Genomic DNA, 12,535 nt, shown 5'->3' with positions numbered 1-12,535 from the left:
AAAACCCCCACGGCCTGACGGCCACCACGATGGATGAAAATGGGGACTTGTAATTTTGAAGTTCTTCTGAGCAAATAAAGATAGGCAGATCAAAGGTCGAATTTTTTTTGGTGAGTCACATCCCGTACAGAAAACGGGCCTATTGCAGCTTTGAGCACCGCCGATTGTTGCCCTGAGCACGTGTACAAAAGTACACTTCTCGTTGCTGCATGTTCTGCTGAATCCAAAAGCAAGGAAGTGAAGCTGGAATGGATGCGATTTTGGAACGGTGCGCAGGGTTGGATGTGCATCAGGAAACGGTCGTCGCCTGTGTACTGGCAGGGCCACTCAACAAGAAACCACAGCAAGAAATCAAAACGTTTGGAACAACGACCAAGGAATTGCTAAAACTCCATGATTGGCTGTTGGAACAGAAATGTACGCATGTCGCGATGGAGAGTACCGGCGTTTATTGGAAGCCCGTATGGAACCTGCTGGAAGACTCGTTCGAACTTATCTTGGCCAATCCGCAGCGGATCAAGAATGTGCCGGGCAAAAAAACAGACATGAAAGACGCCGTCTGGATCGCACAATTGCTACGTTGCGGGTTGATAGAAGCCAGCTTCGTGCCACCAGAAGATATCAGGGATTTGCGTGATCTCACCCGGTATCGCCGGAAGCTAGTCAACGACGCGACAGCGGAAAAGAACCGTATCCACAAAATTCTTCAAGACGGGAACATCAAGTTGACCACCTATATCAGCGATGTATTTGGTGTTTCAGGTCGCGCTTTACTGGAATCAGTTATGAACGGCGTTGTTCTGTCACCGGAAGACGTGAAAACTATGGTCAAAACCCAAGTCAAGAAAAAAGTACCGCAGTTGGTTGACGCCTTGAACGGACGAGTGCGGGCCCACCATCGCAAGATGATCCGCAGGCATTACGACCATCTAGAGTATTTGGAAAAAGAAATTGCAGCTTTGGAAGCTGAGATCGAAGAACTGCTGAACCCTTACCAGAAGGAAATCGAACTGCTCGATACCATACCGGGGATTGATAAGGATGCCGCGGCGAGCATCCTTGCGGAAATTGGACCCGACATGTCGGTCTTTCCTTCGGAAGGGCACCTCGCCTCTTGGGGAGGATTGAGTCCAGGCAATAACGAAAGCGCAGGAAAAAAAAGAGCACGAGAACCCGTAAAGGGAATAAAGGTCTAAAGTCCGTGCTTTGTCAGGCAGCCTGGGCCGCTACCAAAACAAAAAACACGAGATTGTCCGCTTTTTATTACCGGCTGGTCAAACGACGAGGGCCGAAAAAAGCAAACATGGCGCTGGCTCACCTGTTACTACGAATCATCTTTATTATGCTGCTCACCGGTGTCCCCTATGAGGAACTGGGGCCGGATTATTTACCGAAAAAAGAGAAAGACGTCGACTTCTGGATACGAAAAATTCAACAGTTAGGCTACAAAGTGGACATTCAAGAGCTAGGAGACACCGGATAACCCCTATATTTCCCATTAGTTGGTAAAATTGACTTGTAGGGGGGCTTTTTGTGCTATTTTACAGAAACCTTCTACTCCGGTGCAAAGACCCATATCTTGCTACTTCGTGCATAGAGACATTTTCGTACAAAAAAGTTAGGAATGTGCCGGATCATGAATAATTCCAACATATGGAGAGAAATCTACTGCATAGAAGAGAAAACGATGATGAGAGGTGGTTTCGCGATATGTTTCATCCTGCAGGGGAACTGGTGCCGCAGACATCGTTCCTGCATGAAGCGGCGGCCGTTGGGTTCTTTTTTACTATCTACTCGTTGTTGGGCTGGTTGTTGGAAAATATGTATAGTCTGGCTACGACGCGCGTGTTTTTCAAGGATGGGTTTCTATGGGGGCCGTTCAAGCCGATGTACGGCTTTGCGCCGCTGCTTCTCGTCTATTTATCCGGGCCGGATACGCACTGGGCTGTCGTCCTCTTGCTCTGCTTCCTCGTGCCCACCGCAGTGGAATATGTGAGCGGCTGGCTGCTACAGACCTTTTTCCGGCGCCAGTGGTGGGACTACTCGAACCTGCCGCTGCAGCTTCACGGTCATATTTGCCTGTCCTATTCCGTTTGCTGGGTTTTCCTCTCCTATCTGTGCCTGCGGTGGATCCATCCCGTCCTGGTCTCCGTCTATCGGGCGGCGGAGCCTTTCTGGCAATGGGTATTCCCTGCTGCTATATTGTATTTCGCCATGGAGCTGCTGTTCGCTATCCGGCGCCATTCGCCGCCAAGCGAGTCTGCGGAGGAGCAGCAGCCGAGCCCGGCCCCGTAGCCGGCACCGCCGCGCCTGTCCTCCGGCGGCTCGCTTCCATACCGGTCCATCTGCCGCGACTTGCGCGAGCAGTGCCAGTATAAGCCCACACAAACTCACTCTTGACAAAATAATATTTTTGTGTTATAATAATAAATTTACTTATTTACAAAATGATATTCGACTGATACGATGTGATTGAACATGGGATTGGAGGGGATATCATATGACGCGCAAGAAGAGTGGAATTCACATGCTCGAGGTTACGGCGGACATGATGGGCCGAACCGTGACGATTCATCCGACCGTATTATGGGATGAGGACGATCTGGTACTGGTGGATACAGCCTACCCCGGTCAGCTTCCTCTGTTGACTTCCGAGGTGTCTCGTGCCGGCCTGTCCTTCGATCGGTTGAGCAAGGTCATTATTACGCATCAGGATCTCGATCATATCGGGGGCCTGCCGGCCATCGAAGAACGATTCGCCGCCCGGGTCGAAGTGATGGCCAGCCCGCTCGAGAAGCCGTTCATCGAGGGAGAACAGCAGCTGCTGAAGCTGACTCCCGCAGCGATAGCGGAAGCGGTCAGCTCTCTGCCCGCCAACGTACCGGAGCAATGGAGGCTCGGATTCAAGCATACGCTGGAGAACCCGCCCAGGGCTGCGGTGCATTCGATCCTAACGGACAAGCAGCGCTTGCCGATCTGCGGCGGAATGATCGTGATCGGCACGCCGGGGCACACTCCCGGACATATCAGCCTGTATCATGAACCGAGCCGCACCCTCATCGCGGGAGACGCCTTAATCGCAGAAGAAGGTCAACTGTACGGACCTGATCCGCAATACTGCATCGACTACGAATTGGCGCAGCAATCTCTCGCTATTCTGCTGGATTATGACATTCAACAGGTCATTTGCTTTCATGGCGGTCGGTTCGAGGGGGATGGCAGACATCGAATTGCCGAGCTGCTGAGACAGAAGCGATAGCGAAGCCAAGAGCTCACGCCAGGGCCCGTGTGACTCTGCCGCCGGCCTGCACCGTCATGTACGGTTCAGCTCTTTCGTCAATTCTTCCGTCATTTCCCGGACCAGCTCCGGCCGGCCATGGAACTGAGCCGGCGTATTCTGAAATAATTCAATCCGCCACTGTCCTCCGTAGCGAACCGCAACCAGCGTGTGATGGGTATTCACGTCCGGGTTCAGCTCCGATTGTCCGGGCGGCACCATGCCGGCAATCGCCCGCAATAAGGCGGTATTCGAGTCAAGCAAGCGGACATGTTTCACTTTGGCCGTAAAAGGAGCTGTCGAGTGATGTTCAAAGATGGGCTGAAGATGCCCAAGTATGTTATCCGGGCCGCTCGCCAGACTGCCGTCGAAGCCGATTAACTCGCCGTCCGCGGCGAACAGCTCCGCCATTCCGGCAGCATTGCGGCTGTTCCATGCGTCTATCAGTTGATGGTACAAATTCTCTGCTTCTTTGGTTGCCTGCGCTTGCATGGCGACTCCTCCTTTTCGTTCGGCAGCTTGCATCGACTCTCCTTCGCTGAGCCCAATTGTCTGATCCCTGCCTGTCATCGGTCTCATTATCGGCTCTAACGCTCCTTGTCATTCATCACCCGAACCTTGAATCTCGCCTCTGTCTCGTCCAAGATTCGCTTCACGATGTCATCCACCGGCAGCGAGCCGTCAATGACAAAGTCTGAGTTCGGCTTCACCGCGGACAGCATTTCGGCGTAGGCCATTCTCCCCTCCTGGAGGTAGCCCGTGACATCCTCTCGCACATCGTCGATGGACCCTTCGGAGTAATCCCTCAAGATGCGACGGGCCAAGGCAATATCCAACGGCGTATCAATGAAAATGGACAAATCAATATGACCGCGCAGGGCGCTGTTCAAATAAGCAAACGGGTAATCCAGTATAACGATAGAAGGCGGCGGCTGGGTCCGAAGAAGGGATTGCAGATCGCGGGCAAGCGGAGCCAGATTCCAATCGTCGTAATCCGCCCCGTTCTCCACCCATTCGCAAATATCCTCCGGACATTCCTCGAACGTATAATCATCAAAATAAAGTGCAGCGGCATGAGGCAACGTTTCCGTCAATCTTCGGGTAATCGTCGTTTTCCCTCCGCCGGAGACCGCGGCAATGGCAATGACGCGCGGAATAGAAGTCGTGTGCATAGCGGAACACCCCCCACTCAATTCGGTTGGCCGGAAGCCATTTTATACTATTCTCTCTCCCCCTCCCAATCCCTTGTCTGGCCTAGAAAAAATATCGGCTCCCGACTCAGCGGGAGAGTGAAACAGGGCGGGAAGACCAGCTCCCCGCCGTTCCCGCCGTTCGCACGGCCATCGTTATTCCGCGGCGCATGAGGCTGCGGCGGCGGCAAGGTAATAAGCCAGCCCGGTCTGCTGCCCTTCGAGCATGCGGAGATGGAAATCGTCCTGCAGGAAAAAGCGGGTCTGCGCGGCAAAATCGGCCGCGGACACCGCATGCCCGTGCCTGCTCAAAGCGGCGAGATGAGCCCGGATAGCCCGCTGCACTTGCTCGTCTTCGTGCTTCGCGCCGCTGCGCAGCGCTGCTGCCATGTCCTTCATAAACGCCATCGCTTCCTGCGCCTGTTCATTCAGATGCTCTCTCTGCTCGCTCAGCGCTTCCTCCCATTCTTCCTCGCTGGCAAATCCTGTGAACAGCTCGGATGGACTTTGCGGTTCGCCGCCGGCCATGCTGTGCTTAGAGGCTTGCAGCGTGTCAATAATCTTGTCCAGCCGGCGCTTGCGGGCAAGCAAGAGCTCCTCCTGCCGGCTCAATATCGTCTATCGATCGGATTCCGTCTCGAGCAGTTCTTTAATCGCTTCGAGCGGGAAATCCAATTCTTTATAGAAAAGAATGTGCTGCAGCCGTTCCAGTTCCTCCTTCCCATACAGCCGGTACCCCGCCTCGCTAATCTTACGCGGCTCAAGGAGGCCGATTTTGTGATAATGATGAAGCGCCTTGATGGTTACATTCGTCAATGACGATACTTCCTTCACCGTGTATAGCATGTGTCCTCGTTCCTTTCTGAGTTCAGGCTACAGGCTCCCCTAAGAGGAGAGTCAAGTCCTTCCCGGGAAACCGGCAACGGGTAATGCAGGCATCCGCAATTCCTGGTTGACTCTGCCCTTGCAGGAGGACGTAAGATGAGTCCGAATTCAACCAAGGAGGGTTATATGTATGTCCGGTTCCGTCCCGCATTCATTTGCGCTGCTTCGCCAATCGTTTGTGCGCGCCGTGTTTCTGTCCCAATTGTTCTCCCAATGCGGAATCTGGATTCGCAATTTCGCCGTGCTGCTCTATGTTACGGAGGTGACCGGCGGAGATGCGTTTGCCGTCTCGATGATTTCCGTGGCGGAATACGCGCCTATTTTCGTGTTTTCTTTTCTTGGCGGCGTCTTTGCCGATCGGTGGCGCCCCAAGCGGACGATCGTTTGGTGCGAGTGGTTAAGCGCCGGCTCGGCAATTATCGTATTTGTCATGCTCGTTTCCGGTTCGTGGGAAGCGGTATTTGCCGCCACGGCTTGCTCTTCTATTTTATCGCAATTTGCCCAGCCGTCCGGCATGAAGCTGTTCAAGCTTTACGTCAACGATGCCGAAGCGCCTCTGTGCATGTCTTTGCTCCAGCTTCTGTCTTCCGTCTTCATGATCATCGGACCGATTATGGGGACCTGGGTGTATCAGCAGACCGGCATTGGCTCGGCTCTCTTCGCGACCGGCACAGCCTTCGGACTGTCCGCTCTGGCGATGCTGGGCATTCCTGCCGATCCGCTCCCTGCGGACAAGGCAGCAGGCTCGGGCTCTGTGCTGCGGGAGATGGCCGATGGCATCCGCTACGTCGTCTCGGTCCGCATCCTGAGGTGGCTGAGCCTCTCCTTAATACTGGTCGGCCTGGGAGTCGGACTCATCGCGCCGCTGTCGATTTTTCTCGTAACCGAGCGGCTGGGGCTGACAGCCCGGCATTTGCAGTGGATTACGATTCCTTACGGAGCCGGAGAAATTATTGGCGGCCTCATCGCATTCCGCCTCGCGGCCCGCGTACCGCCCAAGCTGTTCCTGACAATCGGTCTGTTGGTCAATGGAGCCGGAATTGCCATATGCGGCCTCTCTGCCGAACTGTGGCTGACGATGGCCGCACAATGTCTCGTCGCACTTTTTCAGCCGGCTAGCTCTCGCTCAAATTCAAACACAGCTTGGAGCTGCATAGGGGTACTGTCAGCTTTTTTAGATTTACATTTTCTTGAAGTGTTTATTGGCATGTACAGTAATTAAACTAACATTGGACTGTAATAAGTCGACATGGGATCTCCTTCAGTTGATTCGCATCTATGCGGAAAAACCATGGGAAAATTTGATCGCTGCACTCAACCGCAAGCCGACCCGAACATCTAGGGGACGACCAAAGCGAAATGGGAGACGTCCGAAAAAGGCAACGAAGTCGATGAAACCGAAACTGATTGTGAGGTAATGACAAACGAAAAATACTTTTACATATAATGGATAACGCGCAGGGTCTATTTCCAGCTCGACTTTTTTAGACCTAGCGCGGACATTGCAGATGTAAATATATATCATATATAGATGTTAATTGAAATTAGATTATGAACTAACCGCTCGATGCAACGCTAGTGGTACTTTTGCAGGAATTTCATCAAATAGCGGCTTAAAGAGCGAAAATTGATGCATCCACGCAGGATTTCACTGCCTCATCCATCTTCCACCGTTTTGCGCGTCGCCGTTTTTCCCGTCTCCAAAATCTCGGTGCGCCCGTCGCCGTTTTTCCGCCTGCACAATCTCGGTGCCCCCGTCGCTATTTTTCCCATCTGTACAATCTCGGTGCCCCCGTCGCTCCAACCTTTTGGCGATGCCCATGGGAACCCCCATGGCGTCAGCCAGAGCGGAAGCGGATGGGCCCGGATGCGGACGGACGGCTCCGGAGCGCCTGTCCCCGCCGCTCCAGCTCCAGCAGATGAGCGAGCGCTTCCCCCATCGCGAAGCGGAATTGATGGGTGGTGAGGCGCTCCGGACTGCCGAAGCATCCCACGCATACGTCGTATGCGGTGCGTGATCCCTCCGCCAGCAGCGCCGCTATGGCTGCAAGCCGCTCCTCATGGTGGCGCAGCAGCTCATCGATGCGGGCCGTATAATGGCGGAACGGATGGCGGTGGCCCGGCAGCGCCAGCTCCACCTGGAAGCTCCTCAGCCTCGCGAGACCGTCCAAATATGATTGCAGCGGCTGCGGGTCGCTCCCCGGCATATAGCTCACATTCGGCGAAATCTGCGGCAGCACATGATCCCCTGCCAGCATCAAGCCGCTGGCGGCATGATAGAAGCTGAGATGACCGGGGGCATGCCCGGCCGTCTCCAGTACGTCCCAGGTCCGGCCGCCGAACGCGGCCTGCTCGCCGTCGCGAAGGAACTCCACCTCAGGAAGCGGCGCGACGAGCGGCAGGAAGCCGTCCATATGCGCCTCGATGGACGCGACGATCGGGGCCGGAACGCCATGCTCCGCGAACAAGGCCATCATCGCTTCGGCCATCCGCTGGCCCGGCCCCCACATGCGCAGCGCATGCTCCCACCCGGTCTCCGAGATCGATACCGGGATGTCCAACTGCCGCTGCAGCCGCCCGGCCATCCCGAGATGATCCGGATGGTAATGGGTCAACACAATCCGCTCGACGGGTCCGTCCAGCTCGCCCAGCAGCGCCGCCCAGCAGGCTTCCGCCTCCTCGGTTCCGAGGCCCGGATCGACAATCGTATATCCTTCCGGCCCGGTTAAGATATAGCTGTTCACCCAGCGCAGGGAGTACGGAACCGGAATGCGCGCCTGCAGCACGCCGTCGGCCGGACGGTGAAGCTGGACCGGACGGTCCCCTCCCTCCTGCGTATGTCGGATATCGCTCACCTATGTATACCTCCCTTTCCTGCCCGGGAACTGACTCCGGGAGCGCCGCGGATCCATGCGGCCGAAGCCCTCTTCCAGACGGATCATCGCCGTCCGGCAGACGGCGGAAGCCGATGTCCGGCGGGCTAGGCTGGACGGCTCGCTATGGCCGGCGTCCAACCATAATCATGCGCTTGGACTGTCCCTCGTCATAGGCGGCGCCGTCATAGCCGCCATATACCTGATCGATGACAAGCCCGGCCTCGTCCATCATGGTCCGGAAATCCGCCAGTTCATACAACCGGACACGTTCTTCATAGTGACGCGGCTCCCCGCCGGAAGCATCCGTCAGGGATATCTCCTTCTTGACGAAGCCGTTCTCGATGCGGCGCCGCTCCTCGATCCGCGTCCCGCCGTCCGCCCGTTCCGAATGCGGCACCAGGTGCTGCCGGACATAGGATGGATTCAGAAAATCGACGATAAAGCGGCCCTGCGGCTCCAAAACGCGATAAATCTCCTGAAAGACGCGGGCATTGTCCGCATGGTCCGCAAAATAACCGAAAGACGTAAATAAATTCACGACCGCATCATACGGTCCGTCCACAGGCAGCTCTCTCATATCGCCGCGGAGAAACTTCACCTGGCCGCGGGTGTCGTGCGCCATCGCCTCCTCCAGCAGCACTTCGGACAAATCTACCCCGGTGACCCGGTAGCCCGCTTCCGCCAGAGCCAGCGCATGTCTGCCCATGCCGCAGCACAAATCGAGGATCGATGAGGACGCCGGCAGCCGAAGCCACTCCATCATCCCGTGCACTTCCTGCGTCGCGCCCTGAAAATCCCGGTGGCGGTATACGAGCAAATAATCGCGGCCGAAGCTTCGTTCATACCATTCTGTCACTGCAATCACCTCTTCTATTCTATACCTCATTGTAACGGCTGCATTCGCTTTTGCATAGGTGTGCCAGGTGCGGATCCGCCGGTCTGTCGTGACCGTTCGGGAGAACGGAGGTGATTCTCCATGCATCCTCAGCCAGGCAATCCGGGGACGTTAGATAACGGCGCTCCGGCTGCCATCAGCCAAAAAGACCCCGCCTTCCCAGCGAAGTTCGCATAAGTTCCGTTCAATTGAGCAGCGCCCGGATCAAGCTCCATGCTGCATTGAAGATAAAGCGGAGATCCGGCCCTTCAATCCGCCCGTGCCGAGGCCTGCGGTCATCTGGCGCTGCAGCGGCGCGTAGGCGGTCTTTTTACTTCCCCCGGATCGTCAAAAAGCCCCGGGCGGAAAAGAACGAAGCTCGTCCTTCTCTCTGCCCGGGGCATTCATTGGCGTACCAAAGTGTGATCTTTTCTGCTATTCAGTTCATCGGTTCCAACGGCTTCGCATTGCCGTAATTCGGATAGGCCCGCTTCGTCGGCGCCGCCCACTCGACTGCGTTGGCGATGACCCGCTTCACGTTCTCGTTGTAATACGTAGGATACGTTTCATGGCCCGGACGGAAGTAGAACACTTTGCCCATGCCGCGATGGTAACAGCAGCCGCTGCGGAATACCTCGCCGCCCGTGAACCAGCTGACGAATACCAATTCGTCCGGCTGAGGAATATCGAAATGCTCGCCGTACATTTCCTCCCGCTCCAGCTCGAAGTACTCCCCGATGCCTTCGGCAATCGGATGGTTCGGAGCCACGACCCATAACCGCTCCTTGTCATTCGCTTCGCGCCATTTCAAATCGCAGCCTGTTCCCATCAGCTTTTTGAAGATTTTGGAGAAATGGCCGGAGTGCAGAACGATGAGCCCCATGCCGTGCAGCACCCGCTGATGCACGCGCTCCACGATGGCGTCATCCACCTCTTGGTGAGCCATATGCCCCCACCAGATAAGGACATCGGTATCGTTCAGCACCTCTTCGGTCAGGCCGTGCTCCGGCATGTCGAGGGTAGCGTAGCGGATATCGTAACCCGGGCCCAAGCCATCGCCAATCGCCTGATGAATGCCCTTCGGGTACACTTCGGCAACTTTGGGGTTGTTCTGCTCATGCCGGTATTCATTCCAAATCGTTACTTTGCGTCGCTGTGTCATCGTTGTCTGCTCCTTTCGCGCCCCGCAGGGCCCGCCATGCATCGGGTTGATGACGGGCTTGCGAAGCGCGGCTTCCATCTTGTATGTTGCGATGCTCCGTTGCGCAGCCTGTTCCGGCGGCTTACACCCACCACATCTCGCCGAGAGGCTCTTTCATCAGCAGCGGCTGCAGGTTTTGCACCGCTTTGGTGAAGCCTTCGTCAATGGACATCAAGCCGTCTTCATGCTCGATGCTAACCACATAATCGTAGCCGACCAGACGAAGCGCGCTGACGATATCCGCCCACGTTTTCACGTCATGACCATAGCCTACGGTGCGGAACTGCCAAGCCCGATCGAGCATCATCGTATACGACTGCATATCGGTAACCCCATGCTTGTTCACATTGATCGGATCGATGGTCGTATCCTTCGCATGGAAGTGATGAATCGCGTTTTCCTTGCCGAGAATGCGGACCGCCTGCACCGGGTCGATGCCCTGCCACCACATATGGCTCGGATCCAGGTTGGCGCCAATCGCTTCGCAGGTCGCTTCGCGGAGGCGAAGCATCGTGCCCGGGGAATGCACCGAGAACCCGCCGTGCAGCTCCAATCCGATCTTGACGCCCCGATCCTGGGCGTACTTGCCGACTTCCTTCCAATAAGGAATGATCTTCTCGTTCCACTGCCAGTCCAGAATCTCCTGGTAATCGTTCGGCCATGGCGCTACCGGCCAGTTCGGGTACTTCGCGCCCTCATGATCCCCCGGACATCCGGAGAAGCCGTTGACGACCGGCACGCCCAGCTTTGCCGCCAGATCGATCGTCGCCATGAAATCGTCATGGTATGCCTTGGCGATATCCTTCTGCGGATGGAGCGGGTTGCCGTGGCAGCTCAGCGCGCTGATGATCAAGCCGCGGGACTCGACCGCTTCCTTGAATGCCCGCTGCTTCGCTTCGTCAGCCAGCAGCTCGTGCGGATTGCAATGCTTGTTGCCCGGGTAGCCTCCTGTTCCGATCTCTACCGCTTCGACTCCTTTGGCCGCTACCGTATCGAGCGCCTCTTCCAGTGACAATTGTCCGTACAGTACCAAAAATACGCCTAGTTTCACGTCGCTTCCTCCTTCAATTATGCTGGTTCCTCATGAATGTCTTCGCCGTCCAAGCTATGGCTTATTGGCGGGCCAAGCTATGTCTTAGTCGAAATAGATGGCTTTGCCCGTGCGGGACGACTCGTAAATGGCCTCCAAAATTTCCGAGACCACGCAGGCCTGCTCCGGCGTAACGACAGGCTCTTTGTCCTGCTCGATCGCCTCGATCCAGAGGCGCATCTCCAGGTCCGGAGCATTTTCGGCCTCTCCGTCATAGAAGTCGACCCCGCCGGCGGTCAATTCGATCTTCTGGTCATACAGGCGGCCGTATTTCTCGCCGTTGATGTTGAGGCCGTTCCACATGTCGGCCCCGGCCTCGGTGCCGCACAGCGTGCACTTCGCTTCTCCGGACTGCGCAACGTTGAGCGCCCAGCTCGATTCCAGTACGATCGTGGCGCCGTTTTTCATGACGATCATGCCAAAGGCGGAATCTTCGACCTTGAATTTCTCCGGATCCCAGGAGCCCCATGCGTTGGCCGCGTTCGGACGGCTTCCGAGCTTGTGGAAGGAAGAGCCGAGCACGATCTTGGGCTCGTAGTTGTTCATCATCCACAGCGTCAAATCAAGCGCATGCGTGCCGATATCGATAAGCGGGCCTCCGCCTTGCTTCTCTTCGTCGAGGAACACGCCCCACGTTGGAACGGCGCGGCGGCGAAGCGCATGGGCTTTCGCATAATAAATGTCGCCCAGCGTTCCGTCCTCGCACAGCTTTTTCAAATATTGGCTGTCCGAGCGGAAGCGGTTGTTGTACCCGACCGTCAGCTTCTTGCCCGTGCGCTTCGCGGCCTCGACCATGCGGCGCGCATCCGCCGCCGTCTTCGCCATCGGCTTCTCGCTCATGACATGCTTGCCGCTCTCCAGGGCGGCAATCGTAATCTCCGCATGGGAGTCGTTCGGCGTACAGACGTGAACGATGTCGATGCTGCCGTCTTTCAGCAGCTCCTTGTAGTCGGTATATACTTTCGCGTCTTCCGCGCCATATTTCGCCTTGGCTTCTTCGGCACGCTCCGGAATAATATCGCAGAATGCCACCATCTGCACATTGTCCAGCTTCTTGAGGCTTGGCATATGCTTGCCGTTCGCGATTCCCCCGCAGCCGATAATTGCGATCTTGTAGATGTTAGACATATTCATTCTCCTCC

General features: G+C 56.0%; 10 protein-coding genes and 2 pseudogenes. 4 read left to right on the top strand and 8 right to left on the bottom strand.

Annotation, left to right across the window (positions count from 1 at the left end):
• Window positions 1–248 precede the first annotated feature (248 nt).
• The 3 genes and pseudogenes from ABD76_RS28720 to ABD76_RS28710 all read left to right on the top strand — a co-directional run bounded on the left by ABD76_RS28720 (window position 249) and on the right by ABD76_RS28710 (window position 3,259).
• Window positions 249–1,483: pseudogene (locus tag ABD76_RS28720) on the top strand (IS110 family RNA-guided transposase).
• A gap of 227 nt (window positions 1,484–1,710) precedes the next feature.
• On the top strand, window positions 1,711–2,295 hold the full coding sequence (locus tag ABD76_RS28715; RefSeq protein WP_197260265.1) for a putative ABC transporter permease: 585 nt from the start codon (window positions 1,711–1,713) through the stop codon (window positions 2,293–2,295).
• A 205-nt stretch (window positions 2,296–2,500) separates the two neighbouring features.
• Complete coding sequence (locus ABD76_RS28710; RefSeq protein ID WP_242069870.1) at window positions 2,501–3,259, top strand: MBL fold metallo-hydrolase; 759 nt, start codon at window positions 2,501–2,503, stop codon at window positions 3,257–3,259.
• 54 nt (window positions 3,260–3,313) lie between these two features.
• On the opposite strand, the gene ABD76_RS28705 is transcribed toward ABD76_RS28710, so the two are convergent.
• The 3 genes and pseudogenes from ABD76_RS28705 to ABD76_RS28695 all read right to left on the bottom strand — a co-directional run bounded on the left by ABD76_RS28705 (window position 3,314) and on the right by ABD76_RS28695 (window position 5,313).
• Window positions 3,314–3,769: an SgcJ/EcaC family oxidoreductase gene (locus tag ABD76_RS28705; RefSeq protein WP_197260270.1), complete on the bottom strand. Its 456-nt coding sequence runs from the start codon at window positions 3,767–3,769 to the stop codon at window positions 3,314–3,316.
• A 95-nt stretch (window positions 3,770–3,864) separates the two neighbouring features.
• A complete protein-coding gene (locus ABD76_RS28700; RefSeq protein WP_197260264.1) occupies window positions 3,865–4,449 on the bottom strand; it encodes a nucleoside/nucleotide kinase family protein in 585 nt (194 codons plus the stop codon).
• A 174-nt stretch (window positions 4,450–4,623) separates the two neighbouring features.
• Window positions 4,624–5,313 (bottom strand): annotated as a pseudogene (locus ABD76_RS28695) (MerR family transcriptional regulator).
• Window positions 5,314–5,482: 169 nt separating this feature from the next.
• Between ABD76_RS28695 and ABD76_RS28690 the strand changes: the two are divergent.
• Window positions 5,483–6,574, top strand: a complete 1,092-nt coding sequence (locus tag ABD76_RS28690) for an MFS transporter (RefSeq protein WP_197260263.1) — start codon at window positions 5,483–5,485, stop codon at window positions 6,572–6,574.
• 616 nt (window positions 6,575–7,190) lie between these two features.
• On the opposite strand, the gene ABD76_RS28685 is transcribed toward ABD76_RS28690, so the two are convergent.
• From ABD76_RS28685 to ABD76_RS28665, 5 genes are all read right to left on the bottom strand, one after another.
• Window positions 7,191–8,207, bottom strand: a complete 1,017-nt coding sequence (locus ABD76_RS28685) for an MBL fold metallo-hydrolase (RefSeq protein WP_197260262.1) — start codon at window positions 8,205–8,207, stop codon at window positions 7,191–7,193.
• 142 nt (window positions 8,208–8,349) lie between these two features.
• Window positions 8,350–9,084 carry a methyltransferase domain-containing protein gene (locus tag ABD76_RS28680; RefSeq protein WP_197260261.1) on the bottom strand — a complete coding sequence of 245 codons (735 nt, stop codon included), beginning with the start codon at window positions 9,082–9,084 and terminating at the stop codon, window positions 8,350–8,352.
• A gap of 457 nt (window positions 9,085–9,541) precedes the next feature.
• A complete protein-coding gene (locus ABD76_RS28675; RefSeq protein ID WP_197260260.1) occupies window positions 9,542–10,264 on the bottom strand; it encodes a ThuA domain-containing protein in 723 nt (240 codons plus the stop codon).
• Between the two features lie 121 nt (window positions 10,265–10,385).
• The gene (locus tag ABD76_RS28670; protein WP_197260259.1) at window positions 10,386–11,354 is read right to left on the bottom strand and encodes a sugar phosphate isomerase/epimerase family protein; all 969 of its coding nucleotides are present in this window, start codon (window positions 11,352–11,354) and stop codon (window positions 10,386–10,388) included.
• Between the two features lie 84 nt (window positions 11,355–11,438).
• Window positions 11,439–12,521 (bottom strand): Gfo/Idh/MocA family protein, encoded by a 1,083-nt coding sequence (locus tag ABD76_RS28665; protein WP_197260258.1) that lies wholly within the window; start codon window positions 12,519–12,521, stop codon window positions 11,439–11,441.
• Window positions 12,522–12,535 lie beyond the last annotated feature (14 nt).

It is taken from the genome of Paenibacillus dendritiformis, from assembly GCF_015845845.1.
In the GTDB taxonomy this organism is placed as follows: domain Bacteria; phylum Bacillota; class Bacilli; order Paenibacillales; family Paenibacillaceae; genus Paenibacillus_B; species Paenibacillus_B dendritiformis_C.
This window is presented reverse-complemented; position numbering and strand designations above follow the sequence as displayed.

Bases quoted from the DNA above. Each gene is read 5' to 3' on its own strand.
- ABD76_RS28665 (WP_197260258.1), bottom strand. From the start codon at position 12,521: ATGTCTAACATCTACAAGATCGCAATTATCGGCTGCGGGGGAATCGCG.
- ABD76_RS28700 (WP_197260264.1), bottom strand. From the start codon at position 4,449: ATGCACACGACTTCTATTCCGCGCGTCATTGCCATTGCCGCGGTCTCC.
- ABD76_RS28690 (WP_197260263.1), top strand. From the start codon at position 5,483: ATGTCCGGTTCCGTCCCGCATTCATTTGCGCTGCTTCGCCAATCGTTT.
- ABD76_RS28715 (WP_197260265.1), top strand. From the start codon at position 1,711: ATGTTTCATCCTGCAGGGGAACTGGTGCCGCAGACATCGTTCCTGCAT.
- ABD76_RS28710 (WP_242069870.1), top strand. From the start codon at position 2,501: ATGACGCGCAAGAAGAGTGGAATTCACATGCTCGAGGTTACGGCGGAC.
- ABD76_RS28675 (WP_197260260.1), bottom strand. From the start codon at position 10,264: ATGACACAGCGACGCAAAGTAACGATTTGGAATGAATACCGGCATGAG.
- ABD76_RS28705 (WP_197260270.1), bottom strand. From the start codon at position 3,769: ATGCAAGCGCAGGCAACCAAAGAAGCAGAGAATTTGTACCATCAACTG.